The 20,198-nt window shown below is 74.2% G+C and carries 22 protein-coding genes; 12 read left to right on the forward strand and 10 right to left on the reverse strand.

What is annotated here, in order from left to right; translation table 11 throughout:
- Positions 1-90: 90 nt before the first annotated feature.
- Positions 91-1,152 (reverse strand): hemolysin family protein, encoded by a 1,062-nt coding sequence (locus tag LRP67_RS14970; protein WP_231270955.1) that lies wholly within the window; start codon positions 1,150-1,152, stop codon positions 91-93.
- Positions 1,149-2,495: a hemolysin family protein gene (locus LRP67_RS14975; protein ID WP_231270956.1), complete on the reverse strand. Its 1,347-nt coding sequence runs from the start codon at positions 2,493-2,495 to the stop codon at positions 1,149-1,151. The genes LRP67_RS14970 and LRP67_RS14975 overlap by 4 nt, the downstream gene beginning before the upstream one ends.
- 231 nt (positions 2,496-2,726) lie before the next feature.
- Between LRP67_RS14975 and LRP67_RS14980 the strand changes: the two genes are divergently transcribed.
- On the forward strand, positions 2,727-4,301 hold the full coding sequence (locus LRP67_RS14980; RefSeq protein WP_231270957.1) for a DUF1800 domain-containing protein: 1,575 nt from the start codon (positions 2,727-2,729) through the stop codon (positions 4,299-4,301).
- Positions 4,302-4,308: 7 nt separating this feature from the next.
- Positions 4,309-5,556, forward strand: a complete 1,248-nt coding sequence (locus tag LRP67_RS14985) for a DUF1501 domain-containing protein (protein ID WP_231270958.1) — start codon at positions 4,309-4,311, stop codon at positions 5,554-5,556.
- 6 nt (positions 5,557-5,562) lie between these two features.
- On the opposite strand, the gene LRP67_RS14990 is transcribed toward LRP67_RS14985, so the two are convergent.
- Positions 5,563-6,033: a GAF domain-containing protein gene (locus LRP67_RS14990; RefSeq protein ID WP_231270959.1), complete on the reverse strand. Its 471-nt coding sequence runs from the start codon at positions 6,031-6,033 to the stop codon at positions 5,563-5,565.
- 50 nt (positions 6,034-6,083) lie between these two features.
- On the opposite strand from LRP67_RS14990, the gene LRP67_RS14995 reads away from it, so the two are divergent.
- The gene (locus LRP67_RS14995) at positions 6,084-6,461 is read left to right on the forward strand and encodes a nuclear transport factor 2 family protein (protein ID WP_231270960.1); all 378 of its coding nucleotides are present in this window, start codon (positions 6,084-6,086) and stop codon (positions 6,459-6,461) included.
- Complete coding sequence (locus LRP67_RS15000) at positions 6,458-7,168, forward strand: hypothetical protein (protein ID WP_231270961.1); 711 nt, start codon at positions 6,458-6,460, stop codon at positions 7,166-7,168. The genes LRP67_RS14995 and LRP67_RS15000 overlap by 4 nt, the downstream gene beginning before the upstream one ends.
- Here the strand turns inward: LRP67_RS15000 and LRP67_RS15005 are convergent.
- The 6 genes from LRP67_RS15005 to LRP67_RS15030 all read right to left on the reverse strand — a co-directional run bounded on the left by LRP67_RS15005 (position 7,165) and on the right by LRP67_RS15030 (position 11,862).
- Positions 7,165-7,407, reverse strand: a complete 243-nt coding sequence (locus LRP67_RS15005) for a hypothetical protein (RefSeq protein WP_231244544.1) — start codon at positions 7,405-7,407, stop codon at positions 7,165-7,167. The genes LRP67_RS15000 and LRP67_RS15005 overlap by 4 nt on opposite strands.
- A 9-nt stretch (positions 7,408-7,416) precedes the next feature.
- A complete protein-coding gene (locus LRP67_RS15010) occupies positions 7,417-8,046 on the reverse strand; it encodes a 3-oxoacid CoA-transferase subunit B (RefSeq protein ID WP_231270962.1) in 630 nt (209 codons plus the stop codon).
- The gene (locus LRP67_RS15015; protein WP_231270963.1) at positions 8,043-8,708 is read right to left on the reverse strand and encodes a 3-oxoacid CoA-transferase subunit A; all 666 of its coding nucleotides are present in this window, start codon (positions 8,706-8,708) and stop codon (positions 8,043-8,045) included. Before LRP67_RS15015 ends, LRP67_RS15010 begins: the two co-directional genes overlap by 4 nt.
- Positions 8,705-9,886, reverse strand: a complete 1,182-nt coding sequence (locus LRP67_RS15020) for a thiolase family protein (protein ID WP_231270964.1) — start codon at positions 9,884-9,886, stop codon at positions 8,705-8,707. The genes LRP67_RS15015 and LRP67_RS15020 overlap by 4 nt, the downstream gene beginning before the upstream one ends.
- 67 nt (positions 9,887-9,953) lie before the next feature.
- A complete protein-coding gene (locus tag LRP67_RS15025; RefSeq protein ID WP_231270965.1) occupies positions 9,954-10,730 on the reverse strand; it encodes an IclR family transcriptional regulator C-terminal domain-containing protein in 777 nt (258 codons plus the stop codon).
- A 22-nt stretch (positions 10,731-10,752) separates the two neighbouring features.
- On the reverse strand, positions 10,753-11,862 hold the full coding sequence (locus LRP67_RS15030) for an alpha/beta fold hydrolase (protein ID WP_231270966.1): 1,110 nt from the start codon (positions 11,860-11,862) through the stop codon (positions 10,753-10,755).
- A 210-nt stretch (positions 11,863-12,072) separates the two neighbouring features.
- Here LRP67_RS15030 and LRP67_RS15035 point away from each other — a divergent pair, with 210 nt between their 5' ends.
- From LRP67_RS15035 to LRP67_RS15070, 8 genes are all read left to right on the forward strand, one after another.
- Complete coding sequence (locus tag LRP67_RS15035; protein WP_231270967.1) at positions 12,073-12,249, forward strand: hypothetical protein; 177 nt, start codon at positions 12,073-12,075, stop codon at positions 12,247-12,249.
- Positions 12,250-12,251: 2 nt separating this feature from the next.
- Complete coding sequence (locus tag LRP67_RS15040; protein ID WP_231270968.1) at positions 12,252-13,379, forward strand: cupin domain-containing protein; 1,128 nt, start codon at positions 12,252-12,254, stop codon at positions 13,377-13,379.
- Positions 13,376-14,284, forward strand: coding sequence for a sucrase ferredoxin (locus LRP67_RS15045; RefSeq protein ID WP_231270969.1), 909 nt, complete (start codon positions 13,376-13,378; stop codon positions 14,282-14,284). Before LRP67_RS15040 ends, LRP67_RS15045 begins: the two co-directional genes overlap by 4 nt.
- Positions 14,285-14,359: 75 nt before the next feature.
- Positions 14,360-15,424, forward strand: a complete 1,065-nt coding sequence (locus tag LRP67_RS15050) for a type III polyketide synthase (RefSeq protein ID WP_231270970.1) — start codon at positions 14,360-14,362, stop codon at positions 15,422-15,424.
- Positions 15,421-15,957: an isoprenylcysteine carboxyl methyltransferase family protein gene (locus LRP67_RS15055; protein ID WP_231270971.1), complete on the forward strand. Its 537-nt coding sequence runs from the start codon at positions 15,421-15,423 to the stop codon at positions 15,955-15,957. The genes LRP67_RS15050 and LRP67_RS15055 overlap by 4 nt, the downstream gene beginning before the upstream one ends.
- Positions 15,950-16,972, forward strand: coding sequence for an NAD(P)/FAD-dependent oxidoreductase (locus LRP67_RS15060; RefSeq protein WP_231270972.1), 1,023 nt, complete (start codon positions 15,950-15,952; stop codon positions 16,970-16,972). The genes LRP67_RS15055 and LRP67_RS15060 overlap by 8 nt, the downstream gene beginning before the upstream one ends.
- Positions 16,969-17,553: an isopentenyl-diphosphate Delta-isomerase gene (gene idi, locus LRP67_RS15065; RefSeq protein WP_231270973.1), complete on the forward strand. Its 585-nt coding sequence runs from the start codon at positions 16,969-16,971 to the stop codon at positions 17,551-17,553. The genes LRP67_RS15060 and idi overlap by 4 nt, the downstream gene beginning before the upstream one ends.
- Positions 17,550-18,335 carry a UbiA family prenyltransferase gene (locus LRP67_RS15070; RefSeq protein ID WP_231270974.1) on the forward strand — a complete coding sequence of 262 codons (786 nt, stop codon included), beginning with the start codon at positions 17,550-17,552 and terminating at the stop codon, positions 18,333-18,335. The genes idi and LRP67_RS15070 overlap by 4 nt, the downstream gene beginning before the upstream one ends.
- 219 nt (positions 18,336-18,554) lie before the next feature.
- Here LRP67_RS15070 and LRP67_RS21930 read toward each other — a convergent pair whose 3' ends face one another.
- Positions 18,555-20,156 (reverse strand): phospholipase D-like domain-containing protein, encoded by a 1,602-nt coding sequence (locus LRP67_RS21930; RefSeq protein WP_231270975.1) that lies wholly within the window; start codon positions 20,154-20,156, stop codon positions 18,555-18,557.
- Positions 20,157-20,198 lie beyond the last annotated feature (42 nt).

Raw genomic sequence — 20,198 nt, forward strand, 5'->3', positions numbered from 1 at the left:
GTCGAGGTGCTTGAGTAAGCCTGGTGGCCGACACTTTAGCCGCCGGACCCGCCCTCCCCGTCGAGGGCTGGGCCCGGACGTGACGCCGGTCTAGCCGGCCGTCTCCTGAGGCGCGTCGTGGTGCGCCGCGTCCCGGATCTCGCCGACCAGCTCCTCGATCACGTCCTCGAGCGTGGCCAGGCCGAGGGTCGTGCCCTCGGCGTCGACCACCCGTGCCATGTGGGCGCCGCGACGCTGCAGCGTCTCGAGCGCGTCCTGCAGCTGGTCGTCGGCCGTGACCGGAGCGAACGGCCGGATCCACTTGTCCTCGATCGGCACCTCGCGCCGTGCCTCGTCGGGCTCCAGCACGTCCTTGATGTGCAGGTAGCCGATCAGCTCACCGGCCTCGCTCGCCACCGGGAACCGGCTGAAGCCGGTGCTGGCGCACAGCGCCTCCACGTCGGCCGGGGTGGACCCGCGCAGCACGGTGGTCAGCGTGTCGGGAGACAGTACGACCGTGGCGACCGTCTTCTCGGTGAAGCCCAGCGCGCCGGACAGCCGGTCGTACTCCCCCTCAGCGAGCAGTCCCTCCCCGCGCGACTCCTCGACGAGGGCGGCCACCTCCTCCCGCGTGAAAGTCGAGGTCACCTCGTCGCGCGGCTCCACGTGGATCAGCCGCAGCGTCGTGTTGGCGATCCAGTTGAGGCCGACGATGAGCGGGCGCAGGACCGTGACGATGCCGACCAGCGGCGGACCGAGTACCAGCGCCGCCCGGTCGGGGCCGGCCAGCGCGATGTTCTTCGGGACCATCTCGCCGAGGACGACGTGCAGGAACACCACGATCAGGAGCGCCAGGACGAACGCGACCGGGTGCAGCAGGTCGTGCGGGACGCCGAGGGCCTCGAACGCCGGCTCCAGCAGGTGCGCCACCGCAGGCTCGCCGATGGCACCGAGGCCGAGCGAGCAGATCGTGATGCCGAGCTGGGCGCCGGCCATCATGAGCGAGACGTTCTCCATGGCGCGCAGGGTCGTGCGGGCCATGCGGGACCCCGCGTGGGCGCGCGGCTCGATCTGCGTGCGGCGAGCGGAGATGATGGCGAACTCGGCGCCGACGAAGAACGCGTTGGCGGCGAGCAGCAGGACGGCGACCAGCAGGGCCGCGGTGTCGCTCATGACTCGTCCTCGCCCTCGAGCACGCGCAGCCCGACCCGGTCGATCCGCAGGCCGTCCATGTGCTCCACGGTCAGCACCGCGAGCTGCTCGCGCGGCTCGTCTGGATCGCCCAGGTCCGGGACGGGCACCTCGGCGATGTCGCCGTTCTCCGGCACTCGGCCCACGACCTTGAGCACCAGGCCGGCGATCGTGTCGTAGTCCTCGTCCGAGGGCAGCGCGACGCCGGTGAGGTCCTCCACCTCGTCGGGGCGCAGCAGCCCCGAGAGCGACCAGCTGCCGTCGCGACGCTGCCGGGCACGAGCGCCCAGGCGGTCGTGCTCGTCGGCGATGTCGCCCACGATCTCCTCGACCACGTCCTCCAGGGTCACGATCCCGGCGTGGCCGCCGTATTCGTCCAGGACCACGGCCATCTGGAAGCCGTCCTCGCGCAGCAGCGCCAGCAGTGGGTCCAGGCGCAGCGAGTCGGGCACGACGATGGGCTTGGCCATCAGGTGCTTGACCTTGGTGGTGGCCCGCTCGTGCAGTGGTAGGGCGACAGCGTTCTTGACGTGGACGGTGCCGACGACGGCGTCGTCGGCGTCGAGCACGGGGAACCGGCTGTGCCCGGTCTGACGGGTCAGCTCGATCACCGCGCTCGCCCGGTCGTTGGCCTCCAGGCTGCGGGTGCGCACGCGAGGGGTCATGATCTCGCCCGCGGTGCGGGTCCCGAACTCCACCGAGCGCTCCATCAGCTCGGCGGTGTCGGCGTCGAGGGTCCCGATGTCGGCGGAGCGCTGGATCAGCGAGGCGAGCTCGGTGGAGCTCCGCGCCGAGCGCAGCTCCTCCTGAGGCTCCATGCCCAAGCGGCGCACGACGGCGTTCGCCGAGCCGTTGAGGAGCCTGATCGGGTAGTGGTTGACCGCCGTCCACCAGCGCATCGGCCGCTGGGTGGCCCGGGCGGTGGCCAGGGGCATCGCGATGGCCAGGTTCTTGGGCACCAGCTCCCCGAAGATCATGGTCAGGACGGTGCCGGTCACCAGGCCGATGCCGATCGCGACCGGGCTCACCGCGCCGTCGGGGACGCCGACGTCGTGCAGCGGACCGTCGATGAGGTCGGCGATGGCCGGCTCGGCGAGGAAGCCGACGCCGAGGTTGGTCACGGTGATGCCCACCTGAGCGCCCGAGAGCTGGGTGGAGAGCGACCGCAACCCGCTGAGCAGGCCTTGGGCGCTCGCGTCGCCCTCGGCGGCCAGCCGCTCGACCTGGCCACGATCGACGGTCACGAAGGCGAACTCGGCGGCGACGAAGATGCCGCACATCACGATCAGCAGCAGGGCGATCGCGAGCAGGAGCAGGGGGGTCACGGGCGCTCTCCGTGGGAGGAGAGCGAGCTACTTTGAGAGCCGTCCATGGCGGGAGCTCAGGGTCCTTAGGGGTCGAGGGCCGGGGAGCGCATAATCCTAGACGCAGGACGGGCGCGCGTGCGCGTCGGCGCTGCTGCCCGGGGCGACTTCGCCGTGTCGGCGCGCCGTGGTCGCCTCTCTGCCTATCCTGAGCCGGTCCCCGCACTCGGTTCGGGGCAGCCAGGAGAGTCGATGAGCTCGTTGCCCGCCCCGACCCGCCGCAGCCTGCTCGGCGGTGCCGGTGCGCTGGGCGTCGCGGGAGCGCTCGGCGGCGCCGTGGCCGCTCCGGCGCACGCCGGGCCCTGGACTCCCGCGCGCTTCAAGGGGGCCAAGCTCCTCGCCGCCCCCGACCGGCACCTGGTCGGCCGCTTCTCCTACGGGCTGACCCCGGCACTCGCGGCACAGGTGCGGCGCCGGGGCGGTGCGCGCCGATGGTTCGAGTGGCAGCTGGCGCCCGGGCGAATCCCGGACCCGGCCGTCGGCTCGCTGCGCACGTGGTGGTCGGGCCTGGACCGCGGCGCCCAGGAGCTGTGGTCGCGCCAGACGAGCGAGATCGAGTACGGCTGGGCGGTCATGGAGGACTACCAGCGATACGTGCTGCTGCGCCGGACCCGCGGCCAACACCAGGTGCTGGAGGTGATGACGGAGTTCTGGGAGAACCACCTCCATGTGCCGGTCAACGGCGACGCCCAGTTCACCCACCGGGTGCCGTACGGCGACCTGGTGCGACGCCACGCGCTGGGCACCTACGAGGACCTTCTGCGCGAGACGATCACCCACCCGGCCATGCTCGTCTACCTCAACCAGGCCGTGTCGACGAAGCGGCGGCCCAACGAGAACCTCGCCCGCGAGCTGCTCGAGCTGCACACCGTCGGTCGCGGCAGGTTCACCGAGGACGACGTGAAGTCCTCGGCGCGCATCCTCACGGGCTGGAGTGTCGACCTGTGGCGCACCTGGAGGGCGTCGTACCAGCCCGAGCAGCACTGGACGGGCCCCGTCCGGGTCATGGGGTTCCACGATGCCAACGCCGCCGCTGACGGTCGCGAGCTCACCCACCGCTACCTGCGCTACCTCGCGCGCCACCCCGCGACCGCCCAACGGATCGCGCGCAAGCTGGCCTGCAAGTTCGTGCGCGACGACCCGCCCCAGTCGCTGGTCGACCACCTGGCCGGGGTCTATCTCGCCCACGACACCGCCATCAAGCCGGTCCTGCGCGCGCTGGTCGCCCACCGCGCGTTCCGCGCGTCGGCCGGGCTCAAGGTGAAGGACCCCGGTGAGGACGCCGTCTCCACCTACCGCGCCCTGCGGGTCGCGATCGCCCGGCCGCCTGAGGGCGAGCGCGGGGAGCAGTACGCCGCCAACGCGATCCTGTGGCAGACCGCAGCCCTCGGGACGACACCGTTCGAGTGGCCCCGCGCCGACGGCCAGCCCGTCGACAGCGCCTCGTGGTCCTCGCCCTCGCGCATGATCGCCTCGTTCGAGCTGCACTACACGATGAGCGGCGGCTGGTGGCCCACGGCCGGCACCGGCTACCGGCGGCCCGGCCAGTGGCTGCCCCGTCGGCGGATCCGCTTCGACGTGCTGGTCGACCACCTCTGCCAGCAGCTGCTCGGCCGCCGCTCCACCGCCACCCTGCTCAAGGCCTGCAGCGAGGCCGTGGGGGTCGGCCGCCGGGAGGTCATCACCCGCGAGCACGACCTGGTGAGGTGGAGCATGCCGCGACTGCTGACGACCCTGCTCGACTCGCCCTACCACCTCAGGAAGTGACGAGGCCATGACCGAACCGAGCGACGCCTGCTGCGAGGAGTTCCGGGCGGTCTCGCGCCGGGGGCTCTTCTCCGGCGCGATCGCGCTCGCGGGCGCCTCGACCGCCATCGGCTCCGCGGTCGTGACGGCCGCCCCGGCGGCCGCGGCCACCGCCTCCTCGGTGCTCGTGGTGCTCTCGCTGCGCGGTGCCGCCGACGGCCTCTCCCTCGTCGTCCCCCACGGCGACCCGGTCTACTACCAGGCCCGTCCTCGTCTGGCGATCCCCAAGGCGCAGCTGCTCGCCGCCGACGAGATGTTCGGGCTGCACCCCGGGCTGGCCCCACTGGTGCCGCTGTGGACCTCCGGTCGGCTCGCGGCCGTCCAGGCCACCGGGCTGCCCGCGCCCAACCGCTCGCACTTCGCGGCCATGGAGGAGGTGGAGGACGCCGATCCCGGCTGCACCAAGCGAGTCGGCTGGCTCAACCGGCTGATCGGCACCCGTCCGGGCTCCTCGCCGCTGCAGGGGTTCAGCATCGGCACCGGGGTGGTTCCGGCCTCGCTGTTCGGCGGCGAGCCGGTGATGTCGAGCGACTCGGTCAAGGACATGGTGCTCCCCGGCGACGACGAATGGGTCGTCCGCGACGGGCGCAAGCGCTCCCTGCACACCATGTGGGACGCCGATCGCAGCCCGCTGGGCACCGCGATGCGCTCGACGTTCTCGGCGCTGGGCGCCTTCCAGCCCGTGGTGCGCGCCGCGGACAACAGCGCGTCGTACCCCCGCAGCGACCTGGGTCGCGCGCTCGCGTCGGTCGCCCGGATCATCCGGGGCGACGTCGGGGTCGAGGTGCTGACGGTCGACCAGGGCGACTGGGACATGCACAGCGACCTCGGGACGCTGGACTGGGGCCGGATGATCGACAACACCGACGACCTGGCCCGCTCCGTCGCGGCGTTCCTGGCCGACCTGGGCAGCCAGGCGGCCAAGGTGACGCTCGTGGTGCTCAGCGAGTTCGGGCGCCGGACCGTCGAGAACGACAACTACGGCCTCGACCACGGCTACGGCAACGTGATGTTCGTGGCCGGCGCCGGGGTCAAGGGCGGCAAGGTCTACGGCACCTGGCCCGGTCTCACCCGCGACGACGACGCCGACCTGCGGGTCACGACCGACTACCGCAGCGTGCTCAGCGAGGTCGTCTCCAGCCGCTTCGGCTCGTCGACCACGACCGTCTTCCCGGGCTTCACCCCGACCGCGGTCGGGCTGATGACCTCGACCTAGCCGGAGCTAGCCGCTGCGCCCCGGCGGCTGGTAGGTCGCCGCGCGGATGCGCTGGAAGTTGCGCCCGCCGCGGCGGAAGGTGTGGGCCACGGACGCCGGCACCCGGTGCTCCTCCCACGGCTCGGGGTCCCAGTCGCAGGGCCGGACGTGGGGCAGGTCCAGCGTCGCCGCCGCCGGGCGGACGTCGTAGCTCCAGGGACCGGTGAGCCAGCCCCGGTGGAAGGGGCCGGCGGGCCGACGGGTCCAGACCTGCGCCTCGTCGGGGGCGGCCGCGAAGCGCTCCAGCCGGCGTGCCACCCGCTCGCCGTACGCCGCGTCGACGGCGACGAGCGCGTCCGCCAGGGTGGCCGGCCTCTGGCCGAGAACGCCGCCGACACCGCAGATCCCGAGCGTCAAGGCGTGGTCCACGGCCAAGGCGTGGTCGACGTCGTCGCGTCGTGAGCGCAGCGGGGCGCGGAAGACGCCGGGGTCCTGCATCGTCGAAGCCTAGGTGGCGCCGGACGGGAGCCTGTTGTAGACATGCCCGCATGGTGGCCTCCAACGAAGACATCCGCTCGATGGTGCGGCGCTACGTCGACCTGGTGGCGACGGGCACGCCGTCCGAGATCCTGGCCCTGTACGCCGAGGACGCCACCGTGGAGGACCCGGTCGGGTCGCCGGTGCGGCGCGGGCACGAGGAGATCGGCTCCCTCTACGCCAGCCTCGAGGGACTCGACCTCACGACCGAGCTCGTGACGCTGCGCGCGTGCGCCGGACAGGCGGCGTTCCACTTCGAGATCGTCACCCAGCTCGGCCAGCAGCGCCACCACCTGGCACCCCTGGAGGTCATGACCTTCGACGACGATGGCAGGATCCTCAGCATGCGCGCCTTCTGGTCCGACGAGGACGTCGTCGTCGAGGAGTGAGCACCGACGACGTACGACCCCTCACCCAGGACGACCTCGACTGGGCGGTCGAGCTCACCCGTGCCCGCCGGGCGCGTCTGGCTCCGCACGCCCCTCGGTTCTGGCGGCCCGCCGCCGACGCGGTCGAGCGCCACCGCGCCTTCCTCTCCCATCTGATCGACGATGCCGCCACGCTGACCCTGCGCAGCGATCACGGCTTCCTGGTGGCGCTGCACCCAGGACCTCACCTGATGGTCGACGACATGGTGGTCGACCCGGTCGAGCGCTGGGCGACGGAGGGGGTGGCCCTCCTGCGCGCGGCGACCGCCCTGGCGCCCGTGCGCTTCGTCGTGCCGGCCATGGAGAGCGAGCGCCTCGACGCCGCGCTCGATCTGGGCCTGGAGCCGGCCGAGATGTGGTGGCACCGCGACCTGGAGCCCGGCACCGGGCTCAACGTGGTCTCGGAGGACCCGCGCCTGTCCATCTCAGGCGCCGAGGCCCAGCTGGTGCCCGCTCCCCCGGTCCACGATCCCGGTGGCCCGGTGCTGCTGATCACCGCCGTGGCCGGCGCGGACGCACTGCGCGACGCCGAGCAGTCCGCAGCCCGCCGGGGCGCGACCGTCTCGGTGGTGACCCAGAGGCCGACCGACCAGCCGCTCGCCGAGCTGCTGAGCGCCGCGGGCTACGCGCTGACGACGTACTTCTTCGTGACGCCGCCGGGCGGCTAGTCCGTCTCGGCGGCGGCCTCGGCCTGGTGACCGGGCGTGGCCTGCGGGTCGTCGGGCGTCTGGGTCGACTCGTGGCGGGTCTCCTCGGGAGCGTTGGTGCGCTCGTCGGACTCGGCCAGGATCGCCTCGGCCTGGGCGTGCGGGTCGTCGCTGCCGGCGTCCTGCTCCTCCGGGAGCAGCGTCGCGCGCCGGTCGATGCGGGTCTCGTCGGCGGACTCGTCCGCGGAGGGCTCACTCATGCGAGGAACCTACTCCGCGACCCGGACGGCGAGGCGCGCGGCCAGCTCCTCGCGGCCGATGCCGAACGTCTCGCGCACCCGGACGCCGTCCGCGGTGAGGTCGAAGACCGCCAGGTCGGTGTAGACGCGGTCGACGCAGCGCAGGCCGGTGAGCGGGTAGGTGCACTCGGACACGAGCTTGGGGGTGCCGTCCTTGGCGAACAGCGTCATCATCACGAGCACCTGCTTCGCGCCGACGGCGAGATCCATGGCGCCACCCACCGCCGGGATGGCGTCCGGCGCGCCGGTGTGCCAGTTGGCGAGGTCGCCGGCCGCCGACACCTGGAAGGCACCCAGCACGCAGACGTCGAGGTGACCTCCGCGCATCATCGCGAAGGAGTCGGCCTGGTCGAAGTACGCGGCGCCGGGCAGCTCGGTCACCGGGAGCTTGCCGGCGTTGGTGAGGTCGGGGTCGACGTCGTCGCCCGTCGCCCCGGGACCCATGCCGAGCATGCCGTTCTCGGTGTGCAGCACCACTCCGGAGTCCGGGGCGAGGTGGTCGGCGACCATGGTGGGCTGGCCGATGCCGAGGTTGACGAACGAGCCCGGCGCGATGTCGCGGGCCACGACCTGCGCCATCTCGCGCTTGCTGAGACTCATCGCACGACCACCCGGTCCACGTAGATGCCGGGAGTGACGACGGACTCCGGGTCGAGGGCGCCCGTCGGCACCACGCCGGAGACCTGCGCCACCACCGTGGTGGCGGCGGTCGCCATGACCGGCCCGAAGTTGCGGGCCGTCTTGCGGTAGACCAGGTTGCCGGCGCGGTCGGCGCGGTGGGCGCCGACGAGGGCGACGTCGCCCTTGATCGGGTACTCCAGCACGTGGGTGCGCCCGCCGATCTCGCGCGTCTCCTTGCCCTCCGCGAGCGGCGTACCGGCCCCGGTCGGGCAGAAGAAGGCGCCGATCCCAGCACCCGCTGCACGCAGGCGCTCGGCGAGGTTGCCCTGGGGCACGAGCTCGAGCTCGATGCGGCCGGAGCGGTAGAGGCCGTCGAAGACCCAGGAGTCGTGCTGCCGCGGGAACGAGCAGACCACCTTGCGCACCCGACCCCGGGCGAGCAGCGCGGCCAACCCGGTGTCGCCGTTGCCCGCGTTGTTGGAGACGACGGTCAGATCGGTGGCGCCCTGACGGATCAGCGCGTCCACGAGGTCGACGGGCATGCCGGCCATCCCGAACCCGCCGATCAGGACCGTCGCGCCGTCCGCCACGTCCGCGACCGCCTCGTCGGCGCCCGCCTGGCCCGCGAAGAGCAGCGTCATGCCTGGCTCTCCAGGACCACCGCGAGCGCCTGGCCGACACCGATGCAGATGGCGGCCACGCCCCAGCGGTCGCCCGTCTCGCGCAGCCGGTGCGCCAGCGTGCCGAGGATCCGGGCTCCGGAGGCGCCGAGCGGGTGGCCGATCGCGATCGCACCCCCCTTGGCGTTGACGATCTCCGGGTCGATCCCCCATGCGTCGATGCAGGCGAGCGACTGCACGGCGAACGCCTCGTTGAGCTCGACCGCGGCCACGTCCTCCCAGGCGATGCCCGCGCGCGCGAGCGCCTGGTGCGCGGCCTCGACGGGGGCGAAGCCGAAGCCCTGCGGCTCCAGCGCGTGGACGCCCCGTCCGGCGATCCGGGCGAGCGGCGCGGCGCCGATCGTGTCGGCGGCCGCCTCCGAGCCGATGACGAGCGCCGCGGCGCCGTCGTTGAGAGGCGAGGCGTTGCCGGCGGTGATCGTGCCGTCCGGGCGGAACGACGGCGTGAGGGCGGCGAGCCGCTCCGGGGTGGAGCCGGCGCGGATGCTCTCGTCCCGGGCCAGCTCGACCCCGGGCACGGCGAGCGTCAGATCGTCGTAGAAGCCGGCCGTCCAGGCCTCGTCGGCCAGGCGGTGGGAGCGGGCCGCGAACTCGTCCTGCCGGTCGCGGTCGATCCCGAACCGCTCCGCCAGCTGCTCGTTGGCCTCGCCCAGCGAGACGGTCCACTCGGCCGGCATCCGCTCGTTGACGAGGCGCCAGCCCAGCGTGGTCGACACCGCGGTGAGGTTGCCGGCCGGGTAGGCGCGCGACGGCTTGGGCAGCACCCACGGGGCCCGGGTCATCGACTCGACTCCTCCGGCGACCACGACCTCCGCGTCCCCGGACTCGACCTGGCGCGAGGCGATGATCGCGGCGTCGAGCGACGATCCGCACAGCCGGTTGACGGTCGTGGCCGGCACCGAGACCGGCAGCCCGGCGAGCAGCACCGCCATCCTGCCGACGTTGCGATTGTCCTCCCCCGCGCCGTTGGCGTTGCCCCACACCACGTCCGCGATCGCGGCCGGGTCGAGGCCGGGCGTCCTTGCCAGCGCCCCGCGCAGAGCCACCGCGGCCAGGTCGTCGGGCCGCACGTCGGCGAGCGCGCCACCGAAGCGGCCGAACGGCGTACGCGCGGCGGCGTACAGGTACGAGCCGGACATGAGTCTCCCCGGGTTGTTCGACAGGCGAACCCATGTCCGCTTCGCGAACAGAATAGCGGAAGCCGGGTCAGCGGCCGGCGTGGGCGAGGTCGTCGGAGACCGCGCGGGCGGTGTCGACCACCCGGGTGACGTAGGCCTCGGGCAGGGACCCGGAGCGCACCGCCGAGGTGGAGATGTTGAGTGCCGCCACCACGCGACCCGACGCGTCGCGGACCGGCGCGGCCACGGAGCAGAGCCCGGCCTCGAGCTCCTGGTCGACGGCCGCCCAGCCCTGCTCCCGGACCTGGCGCAGCTCGGCGCGCAGCGCGTCGGGCCGGTCCAGGGTCCGCTCGGTCAACGGCACCAGCGGCGTGGCGGCGAGGTAGGCGTCGAGGTCAGCGTCGGGAAGGTCGGCGAGCAGGACCCGGCCCATCGAGGTGGCGTACGCCGGGAAGCGGGTGCCGACCGTGATCCCGACCGTCATGATGCGCCGGGTCGCGACCCGGGCGACGTAGACGATGTCCGGGCCGTCGAGCACGGCCGCCGACGTCGACTCCCCGACCTCGCCGGTCAGCCGCTCCAGGTGTGGCTGCACGACCTGCGGCAGGCCGAGCCCCGAGAGGTACGCCGTCCCGAGCCGCAGCACCTGCGGGGTCAGCGCGAAGTGCGCGCCGTCGAGGCGCACGTAGCCGAGCGCGCGCAGGGTGTGCAGGAAGCGCCGGGCGGCCGCCCGGCTGAGCCCGGTCCGGGCGGCGACCTCGCTGAGCGTCATCGTGGTGTGCTCGGCGTCGAACGCGGTGATGACCTCGAGCCCCCGCGCCAGTGACCGCACGAACATCTCCCCCGCGGGCGGCTGCTCGGTCATGGGCGCGAGCCTAGACCGGCCCCTACGGCTCGTGGCCCTCCCCCAGCAGGACCCGCTGCACGACCCGGAACGCCGCGTCGGCGTCGGGCACGCCGCAGTAGACCGCGGTCTGGACCAGGAGCTCCTCCAGCTCGCCGACGGTGAGCCCGTCACGCAGGGCGCCGCGCACGTGCTCTGCGAGCTGCTCGTGATGCCCGCGCGCCACGAGGGCCGTCAGGGCGATCAGCGAGCGGCTGCGCCGGTCCAGGCCCGGGCGTGCCCAGACGGCGTCCCAGCCGGACTCACCCAGGAGCTCCTGGAAGGCACGCGTGAAGGCGGGCGACGCCGGCGCCTCGCCCAGCGCGTGCTCGCGTACCAGCCGGGCGACCCGCTCCGGTGCCTCGGCGGGCGCCTGGTGGGCGACATCGTCGAGCACCACCAACCGGCCGTCGCGCACGCCCTCCGCCACTTCGCGCAGCAGGGCCGGCGGGGTCGCCGGGTCGGCCGACCCGGCGACGGCGAGGACCGGCACGGCGATCTCGCCCAGCCGGTCGCGCACGTCGTAGGTCGCCAGCGCGCCGCACACCGCGGCGTAGCCCTCGTCCTGGGTCTCGGACAGCGCACGCAGCAGGGCCGAGGCCACCTCGGGGCGGCGGTCCGTGAACCCGGGCGCGAACCAGCGCTCCGTCGACCCGGCGACCAGGACCTGGGTCCCGGACAGCGAGACCTGGGCGGCCCGGCCGCGCCACATCGCGGGCTCCCCCAGCCGGGCGCCAGTGCAGAGCAGCACTGCGTCGCGCACCCGCCCGGGAGCGTCGAGCAGGAGCTGTAGCCCCACGGCCCCGCCGACCGAGTCGCCGGCGTAGGAGAAGCTCGCGCCCACCTCGTCGCGCTGGAGCAGAACCTCGTCGACGACCGACAGCACGCCGGCCGCGAGCGCGGCCAGGTCGAAGGGCTCCTCGGGCACCGGGCGGTTGTGCCCGTGGCCGGGCAGGTCCCAGGCCAGGACGTCGAAGGCGTCGGTGAGGTGGGTGGCCGCCTCGCCCCACAACGTGGCGGCGGTCGTGCCCAGGGAGGGGCCGAGCACGAGCAGCGGCAGCTCGGCGCGGTGCGCGGCGCCGCTCATCCGAACGGCGGTGACGGCGGGGATCATGGGGCCTCCTGGCTGGGGTGCGGACGTCGCCGACCAGCCTGCCCGGGGCACCCCGGGGGCTCCCCGCCGGGGCTGAGTGAGGGGGGCGGGCCCCGGGTACCGGGCCGCGCCGTGGCGCCCACCGGCCTTGTCGGGCGGGGGGAGGCCGCAGCAGACTGCACCCGAGCCGCCCCGTCGGGGCGGCTCGCCACTTCGGACACAGGAGGACGCATGACGACCACCCCGGAAGAGCCGCTCGGCGACGACGACATGACCACCAGCCCCGCGGGCGACCCCACCCCGCCCGGAACCGACGCCGACGGCACCGATGGCGGCGACGCGGACGGCACCGACTCCGACGGCACCGACAGCACCGACTCCGACGGCACGGACGGCGACGCGTCCTGACTGTGACGGCCTCCGCGCTCGACCTGCTCAGCGGTGACGCCCAGACCTTCGTGACGAAGGTCTGGGCGTCCCGGGCGCACCTGCACCGCGCCGATCCCGAGCGGCTGGTCGCCCTGCTGTCGCTCGACGACGTGGACGCCCTGCTCACGTCCTCGGCCATCCGGACCCCGTCGGTCCGGCTGGCGCAGGACGGCGCCGTGCTGCCCGAGTCGTCGTACACGCGAGGCGCGACGCTCGCCGGGCGCCCGCTGACCGGGCTCGTCGACCCGCGCAGGGCGCTCGCACTCTTCGAGGGTGGGGCGACCGTCGTGCTGCAGGGCCTGCATCGCTACTGGGAGCCCATCACGCGCCTGGTCGCCGAGCTCGAGCTGGAGCTCGGGCACCCGTGTCAGGCCAACGCCTACCTGACGCCCCCGGGCGCCCAGGGCTTCGCGGTGCACTCCGACGCCCACGACGTCTTCGTCCTCCAGACCGCCGGGTCCAAGCAGTGGGAGGTCCACGGCCCCGACGGGGTCGAGGACGTGCTGCTCGGGCCGGGGGCGTCGATGTACCTGCCCACGGGGACTCCCCACGCGGCCCGCGCCCAGGAGACCGTCTCACTGCACGTGACCCTCGGCATCAACCAGCTGACGTGGCGCGGACTCGTCGAGCGCAGCCTGGCCTCCCTCGTGGCCGCCGTGCCCGACGAGCACCTGCCCGCCGGCTACCTGGACGACCCGGCCGCGCTGGCCGACGAGCTCGACCACCGGCTGGAGGCCCTGGCCGCCGAGGTCCGCGGGCTCGACGCGTCGAGGGCCGTCGAGGCCGAGGTACGCCGCTTCCTCACCACCCGCAGCCCCCGCCTCGCCGGTGGCCTGCGCGACGTGCTCGCGGCCCGCGACATCTCCGACGAGACCCGACTGCGCCGCCGCCCCGGCCACCCCTGCGTCGTGCTCCCGCGCGGCGACCGGATGGAGGTGCTGCTCGGCGACCGCTCCATCGACATGCCGGCCTGGCTGCGACCGGCCCTCGACGAGCTCCGCGCCCGCCGCGAGCTGATACCCGGCGACCTGCGCGACCTGGACCCGCAGAGCCGGCTCGTGCTCTGCCGACGCCTCGTCCGGGAAGGGCTGCTCGAGGTCGTCTCGTGACCTCACGCGACCCCGCGTTCCGCTGCTCGAGGGCCAGCACGCTCCGCAACGACCCGGCTGCCGGCACCGCCTCCACCGTGCGCGCCTTCCTGCTGATCGAGCACCCGGGCCCCTGGGGCGTCGACGCGCTGCGCGACGCCCGGTTGCCCGACGGGCTCGGCGACTCCGTGGCCCGGGCGGCCGCCGCGGCCCTGGTCCGCCCGCTGCTCGTGCGGCGGCCCGACCGGCGCACCCATCACGACGGGCTGCGGGTCTTCGCCGCCTTCGCGCATCCCACCCGCTCCTTCGTGGAGACGACCATCCTGGCCGACCCGCACCAGCTGCTGGACCTCGACCTGGCGGCCCTGGGCGCGGGCCGGTCCCCCGGCCTCACGCCGCACGACGCCCCGCTCCTGTGCGTCTGCACCCACGGCCGGCACGACGCCTGCTGCGCGGAGCGGGGTCGCCCCGTCGTGGCCGCCCTCGCGGCCGCACACCCCGAGGAGACCTGGGAGGTCTCCCACATCGGCGGCGACCGGTTCGCGGGCAACCTGCTGGTGCTGCCGCAGGGCCTCTACTACGGGCGCCTCGATGCGGTCTCCGCGCTCGCGGTGGCCGACGGGCACGCCGCCGGCCACGTCGACCTGGAGCACCTGCGCGGCAGATCGGCGTACGCGATGCCGGTCCAGTTCGCCGAGATCGCCCTGCGTCGCTCTCTCGGCGAGACCCGCGACGCCGCCGTGCGACTGGTCTCGCGGCAGATAAGGGACGGGATCACCGACGCCGTGTTCGCCGTGGGCGCCGACCATTGGGAGGTCCGGGTGCGCACCGCGCCCGGCGCCGAGCTGCTGCAGCTCACCTGCAAGGCCGCGCGGGACAACCCGGTCCCCCAGCACGAGCTGCTCGGTCTGCGCCGCCTGGACTGATCGCTCCGGGCCGGCGTGGGTACCGGCTGCGGCACAGCGGCGCCACGGCACCGCCAGTGACGAAGGAGTGGCGCCATGGAGATCCTCTCGGTGCGCGGGGTCCTGCCCGAGCACGCCTACCCCCAGCACGAGATCACCGATGCCTTCGCCCGGGTGGTCGCCCACGGGGGCCTCGACGAGCGGCTGCTGCGCCGCTTCCACGCCAACGCCGGTGTCGAGCAGCGCAGCCTGGTCCTGCCGCTGGAGTCGTACGGGGGGCTCACCGGCTTCGGCCAGGCCAACGACCTGTTCCTCGAGCACGCCGTGGAGCTGGGATCCCGGGCCGTCGTGGACGCGCTGAAGGCGGCCGGCCTCACGCCCTCGGACGTCGACCTGATCGTGTCGGCGACGGTGACCGGCCTTGCGGTGCCGAGCCTCGACGCCCGCATCGCCGCGGTCGTGGGCCTACGGCCGGACGTCAAGCGCCTGCCGCTGGTCGGCCTGGGCTGCGTGGCCGGCGCGGCCGGGATCGCGCGCCTGCACGACTACCTGATCGGACACCCTGCCGACGTCGCCGTGCTGGTGGCCGTCGAACTCTGCTCGTTGACGGTGCAGCGCGACGACGTGTCCATGCCGAACCTGGTGGCCAGCGGCCTGTTCGGCGACGGGGGCGCGGCCCTCGTCGCGCGCGGTGGCTCGCGTCGCGGTGGCAGCGCGGAGGTGCTCGGCACCCGCAGCCGGCTCTACCCGGACTCCGAGCGCACGATGGGCTTCGACGTGGGCGACGGCGGGCTGCGCATCGTGCTCGACGCTCAGGTGCCCGACCTCGTGGCGCAGCACCTGCGCGGCGACGTCGACGCCTTCCTCGCCGACCTCGGCCTGAGCCGCGCCGACATGGGCTGGTGGGTATGCCACCCCGGAGGACCGAAGGTGATCGAGGCGCTGGAGGAGGCACTGCAGGTGCCGCGGTCCGCCGTCCAGCTGACCTGGGACTCACTGGCCCGCGTCGGCAACCTGTCGTCGGCCTCGGTGCTGCACGTCCTGGAGGACACCTTGCGCGAGCGCCCGCCGCCGTCGGGGTCGTATGGCATCGTCCTGGCCATGGGCCCCGGCTTCTGCTCCGAGCTGGTGCTGGTGCGAGCGACGGGGGAGGCGGCATGACCACGCTGACAGCGTTCACGGTCCTGGTCGTGCTGGTGGCGCTCGAGCGGGTGGCCGAGCTCGTCGTTTCCCAGCGCAACGCCGCCTGGAGCCTCGAGCGGGGCGGTCGGGAGACGGGCCAGGGTCACTACCCGTTCATGGTGGTGCTCCACAGTGGCTTCCTGGTGGCGATGCTGGTCGAGGCCTGGGTCCGCCGCCCCGAAGTGCCGGCGGCGCTCGCCTGGTCCATGCTCGCGCTCGTCGTGGCCTCCCAGGCGCTGCGCTGGTGGTGCATCGCCACGCTGGGGCGGCGGTGGAACACCCGGGTGATCGTCGTGCCCGGGCTCCCGGCGGTCACCTCGGGGCCCTACCGGATCATGCGGCATCCCAACTACGTGGCGGTCGTCGTCGAGGGGGCGGCCCTCCCCCTGGTGCACGCCTCCTGGATCACCGCCCTGGTGTTCACCCTCGCCAACGCGGCCCTGCTGCGGGTCCGGATCTCCACCGAGAACGCCGCCCTGCGGACCCTGCCGCGGGAGCCGGCCGGTGCGTGACCTCCTGATCGCCGGCGGCGGCCCGGTCGGGCTCGCCACCGCGCTCTACGCGGCCCGGGCCGGCCTTGACGTCGGCGTCGTCGAGCCTCGCGCGGGAGCGATCGACAAGGCCTGCGGCGAGGGGCTCATGCCCGGCGCCGTCGCCGCCCTGAGCGACCTGGGGGTGGCGCTCGACGGCCCCGAGATCACCGGCATCCGCTATCTCGACGGCTCGCGACGCGCGCAGGCGGAGTTCCGCCACGGGCCCGGCCGCGGCGTGCGCCGTACGAGGCTGCACCGTGCGATGTCCGCGGCGGTGCTGGCGGCAGGGGTGAGGACCGACCCCCGGGCCGTCCGCGAGGTCGTCGACTGCGGCGACCACCTGCTCGTCGACGGGGAGCCGACTCGGTACCTCGTGGCCGCCGACGGGCTGCACTCCCCCGTCCGCCGCATGCTCGGCCTGGACTCCCCCGCGCGGCGCCATCGCCGCTACGGCCAGCGCTGCCACGTGGACCTCGCTCCCTGGACCTCGCTGGTCGAGGTGCACTGGTCCGACGCAGCCGAGGCCTATGTGACCCCCGTCGGGCAGGGCCGGGTCGGTGTCGCGGTGCTCTCGGAGGCGCGCCGATCGTTCACCGACCTCCTCGGCGGCTTCCCGGCCCTGACGGAGCGACTGGCCGACGTGCCGCTCGGTCCCGTGCGCGGCGCCGGCCCGCTGCGCCAGCGCGCCCGCCGCCTCGCGGCCGGTCGGGTGCTCCTGGTGGGCGACGCGGCCGGGTACGTCGATGCCCTGACGGGCGAGGGGATCGCGCTGGGCCTGGCGCAGGCCAGGGCCGCCGTGGCCGCCCTCGCCGGCGGGGACCCGACGGCGTACCCGCGTGCCGCCGCCCGCATCGGCCGGCGCCACGAGCTCCTCACGCAGAGCCTGCTCGCGGCCACGCGCCACCGCCGCGTGCGCCGGCACCTGGTGCCCGCGGCAGCCACGTGGCCCCGGGCCTTCGGTGCAGCCGTCGACCAGCTCGCGAGACCCGCATGAGCGCCACCACCGAGGAGCTGGTGGTGCTCCTGGACGAGGCGGGCAACGCGACGGGCACGACCCCCAAGCTCGGCGTCCACCACCGGGAGACCCCCCTGCATCTCGCCTTCTCCTGCTACCTGTTCGACCCCGAGGGCCGGCTCCTGATGACCCGGCGCGCGCTGTCCAAGCCCACCTGGCCCGGGGCCTGGACCAACAGCGTGTGCGGCCACCCGGGACCCGGGGAGCCGGTGGCCGACGCCGTACGCCGCCGGGTGCGCGACGAGGTCGGAGTGCTGGCCCGCGACGTCCGGCTGATGCTGCCCGCCTTCCGCTACCGCGCAGTGATGCCCAACGGGGTCGTGGAGAACGAGATGTGCCCGGTCTTCGTCGCCGCCGCCGACGGTCCGCTGGCCCCCGACCCGGCGGAGGTCGACGACGTGACGTGGGTCGACTGGACCGCCTTCCGGGCGAGCGTGCTCGACGGCAGCCGCGAGATCAGCCCCTGGTGCCGGCAGCAGGTGGCCCTGTTGCCCGCGGACCCGCTCACCGCCGCGCCGGAGCGGGACTCCGCCCTGCCGCCTGCCGCCCGCCGGCCGTGACGGCGCTGGTCCGGGCGGCGCACGCCGGACCGGCCGGTGCCGTCACGCTGCTGGCGGTCCTGCTCGCGGTGGCCGAGCGGCTGGAGCCCGGACGGGTCCTGCTCGTGGGGGCCGCGGTGCTGGCCGGCCAGCTGAGCGTCGGCTGGTCCAACGACCTGATCGACGCCGGTCGGGACCGGGCCGTGGGCCGCACCGACAAGCCGCTCGCGTCGGGCGCGCTCCGGCCGCGGACGGTGCGGATCGCGTGCGCCCTGGCCCTCGCGGCCACGCTGCCGCTCTCGCTGGCGTGCGGCCTCGCCTCGGGGCTCGCCCACCTGGCCCTGGTGGCCTCGGCCTGGACCTACAACCTCGGGCTCAAGGCGACGGCCTGGTCGTGGCTCCCGTACGCCGTGTCGTTCGGCCTGCTGCCCGTGGTGGTCGCGCTCGCGGGAGCGCCGCCGGAGGCGCCCCCGGCCTGGGTGCCCATCGCGGCGGCCCTGCTCGGTGTCGGGGCCCACCTGGTCAACGTGCTCCCGGACCTCGCCGACGACGCCGCGACCGGCGTTCACGGCCTGCCGCACCGGATCGGGACGAGCCGGCTCCCGGCCGCGGCGACCGCGGTCCTGGTCGCCGGCTCAGTGGCGGTGGCGGTCGGCACCCGGTTCACGCTCGCCTCGGTCGTCGCGCTGGGCTGCGTGGCCCTCCTCGCCGGGGTGGCGCTCGTCGGTCGCGGGCGGACCCCCTTCCTCGCCGCCGTCGCGATCGCGGTGGTCGATGCCGTGGCGCTCCTCGCCGCTCGATGAGGCACGCCGATGCAAGACGCAAGGCCCGGCCGGCCCGTCGACCACCCCCAGGGGGGGCGCGATGACCACGAGCGCATTCGGATGACGCTCGGCTTCCGCGACCTGCGTCGTTCGACGAGGTGACCCCGGAGACCGGACCCGGCAACAGCTGGGGCCGCTCCCTGCTGGAGAGCGACCCGACGTGCCCGGTGCGGCACCGCTCAGTAGCCGGTCAGCCGGTCAGAAGCCGTCCACTCGCCTCAGGGCGGGCGGACGGCCGTCCGGGTCGTGCATCACCAGGTACGGCGCGAGGGCCAGCGCCCGCGCGACCGGCCCGAGCCGCGGTGGCGCCAGCCGCCGCAGCCGGCCGGCCGGCTTGGGGCCGACCCGGCCGCCGTCGTACCAGGCATCGAGGCGGGCGGCGCTCTGTGCGAACGCGGCGAACATCCCGGCCGGGTCGGTGCAGTCGTCCATCGGGTCGTCGTCCTCCCGGTCCAGGTGCTCGCGCGCCAGGTCGAGGCGCAGCGTGCGCGCATAGCGGTGCGGGTCATCCGGGTCGGTGTCGATCACCACGGCGGACAGCTCGGAGTCGTGGGTCCACGAGCGGCGGTTGAAGTTGTCGGAGCCGATTGTGGCCCAGGTGTCGTCGATCAGGCAGCACTTGGCGTGTACGTAGATGGGGGTGCCGGCACGGTTCTCCAGCCCGTAGACCGCGACCCGGTCGGGGGCGACGCGCATCATCTCCACCATGGCGCGCCGCCGTCCCAGCAGCTCAGGCACCCGCGAGAGCCCGTCCAGGTCGGGGACGCGTGGGAGCACCGCGACGACGTGCAGCTCGGGGCGGGCGCTCAGCGCCTGCACGAACGCGTCGCCGATGTGGTTTCCCCACAGGTACTGGTCCTCGACGTAGACCAGCTGCCGCGCCTTCATCAGCGCCTTGGTGTAGCCACGCGCGACGCTGCGCTCGCCACCCGGGGCGAAGGGGTAGTCGCGGTTGAGGCGCAGGTCGGGGTAGGTGCGCAGCAGCTGCACCGCGTGGGTGCCGCCGTCGGGCGAGGGAGGCGGCGGCGCCTGCTCGGGCAGCGGGTCCGGGCTGAGGTCGAGGCGCAGGATCCGGTCCCGCAGCCAGAAGATCGGGCTGCGGCTGAGCGGCGTCGGGTCCTCCCAGCGCTCCCGGAAGACCGTCTCGACGTCGTACACGGCCGGCCCGCTGATCGCGGCCTGCATGTCGTGCCACGGCGGGGTCTCCCCGTAGTCGTCGGACATGGAGTCCAGCGCCTGCGGGTCGCCCAGGTGCTCGGCGTCGTCGCGCCGGGAGTGGCACAGGTCGATCCCGCCGACGTAGGCGACGTCGCGGGTGGGGTCGTCACCGTGCCGGATGACCAGCATCTTCTGGTGGTGCGAGCCGCCGTGGCGCACGCGCATGTCGAGCAGGGCCTCGGCGCCGCGACGCTGGAGATCCTCACCCAGGCGCAGGTTCTCCCCAGCGGTGAAGCCCAGCAGCGCGCTGTGCGAGCGCCAGACCAGGCCCCGCACGTCGACACCCCGCTCGTCGGCGCGCCCGAGCACCTCGGCCACCTCGCTCCCCGGCTCCCCGGTGAGCCGCTCGTCGGCATCGCCCTGCCAGTCGGTGAAGAAGATCAGGTCGCCCTCCGCCGTGGCCTCGATCCGCTCGAAAAGCTCGGCGAAGTACGTCGCGCCGTGCACGAGCGGCCGCACCCGGTTGCCCAGCGACCAGGCCCGATCGCCGGGGTGCGGCTCGTCGAGACGGGTGCTGGGGTTGCCACGCTCGACCTTGTCGAGGAGCCAGTCGGCGGGACGGACCGTCCGCGAGAGAGCCACGCGACCACCCTGCCACGGTCGTCACCTCCCGGGGAGAGGGGC

Source organism: Nocardioides sp. cx-169 (assembly GCF_021083605.1).
Lineage (GTDB): Bacteria > Actinomycetota > Actinomycetes > Propionibacteriales > Nocardioidaceae > Nocardioides.

Bases quoted from the DNA above. Each gene is read 5' to 3' on its own strand.
- LRP67_RS14970 (WP_231270955.1), bottom strand. From the start codon at position 1,152: ATGAGCGACACCGCGGCCCTGCTGGTCGCCGTCCTGCTGCTCGCCGCC.
- LRP67_RS14980 (WP_231270957.1), top strand. From the start codon at position 2,727: ATGAGCTCGTTGCCCGCCCCGACCCGCCGCAGCCTGCTCGGCGGTGCC.
- LRP67_RS14985 (WP_231270958.1), top strand. From the start codon at position 4,309: ATGACCGAACCGAGCGACGCCTGCTGCGAGGAGTTCCGGGCGGTCTCG.
- LRP67_RS14990 (WP_231270959.1), bottom strand. From the start codon at position 6,033: ATGCAGGACCCCGGCGTCTTCCGCGCCCCGCTGCGCTCACGACGCGAC.
- LRP67_RS14995 (WP_231270960.1), top strand. From the start codon at position 6,084: ATGGTGGCCTCCAACGAAGACATCCGCTCGATGGTGCGGCGCTACGTC.
- LRP67_RS15005 (WP_231244544.1), bottom strand. From the start codon at position 7,407: ATGAGTGAGCCCTCCGCGGACGAGTCCGCCGACGAGACCCGCATCGAC.
- LRP67_RS15010 (WP_231270962.1), bottom strand. From the start codon at position 8,046: ATGAGTCTCAGCAAGCGCGAGATGGCGCAGGTCGTGGCCCGCGACATC.
- LRP67_RS15015 (WP_231270963.1), bottom strand. From the start codon at position 8,708: ATGACGCTGCTCTTCGCGGGCCAGGCGGGCGCCGACGAGGCGGTCGCG.
- LRP67_RS15020 (WP_231270964.1), bottom strand. From the start codon at position 9,886: ATGTCCGGCTCGTACCTGTACGCCGCCGCGCGTACGCCGTTCGGCCGC.
- LRP67_RS15025 (WP_231270965.1), bottom strand. From the start codon at position 10,730: ATGACCGAGCAGCCGCCCGCGGGGGAGATGTTCGTGCGGTCACTGGCG.
- LRP67_RS15030 (WP_231270966.1), bottom strand. From the start codon at position 11,862: ATGATCCCCGCCGTCACCGCCGTTCGGATGAGCGGCGCCGCGCACCGC.
- LRP67_RS15035 (WP_231270967.1), top strand. From the start codon at position 12,073: ATGACGACCACCCCGGAAGAGCCGCTCGGCGACGACGACATGACCACC.
- LRP67_RS15050 (WP_231270970.1), top strand. From the start codon at position 14,360: ATGGAGATCCTCTCGGTGCGCGGGGTCCTGCCCGAGCACGCCTACCCC.
- LRP67_RS15055 (WP_231270971.1), top strand. From the start codon at position 15,421: ATGACCACGCTGACAGCGTTCACGGTCCTGGTCGTGCTGGTGGCGCTC.
- idi (WP_231270973.1), top strand. From the start codon at position 16,969: ATGAGCGCCACCACCGAGGAGCTGGTGGTGCTCCTGGACGAGGCGGGC.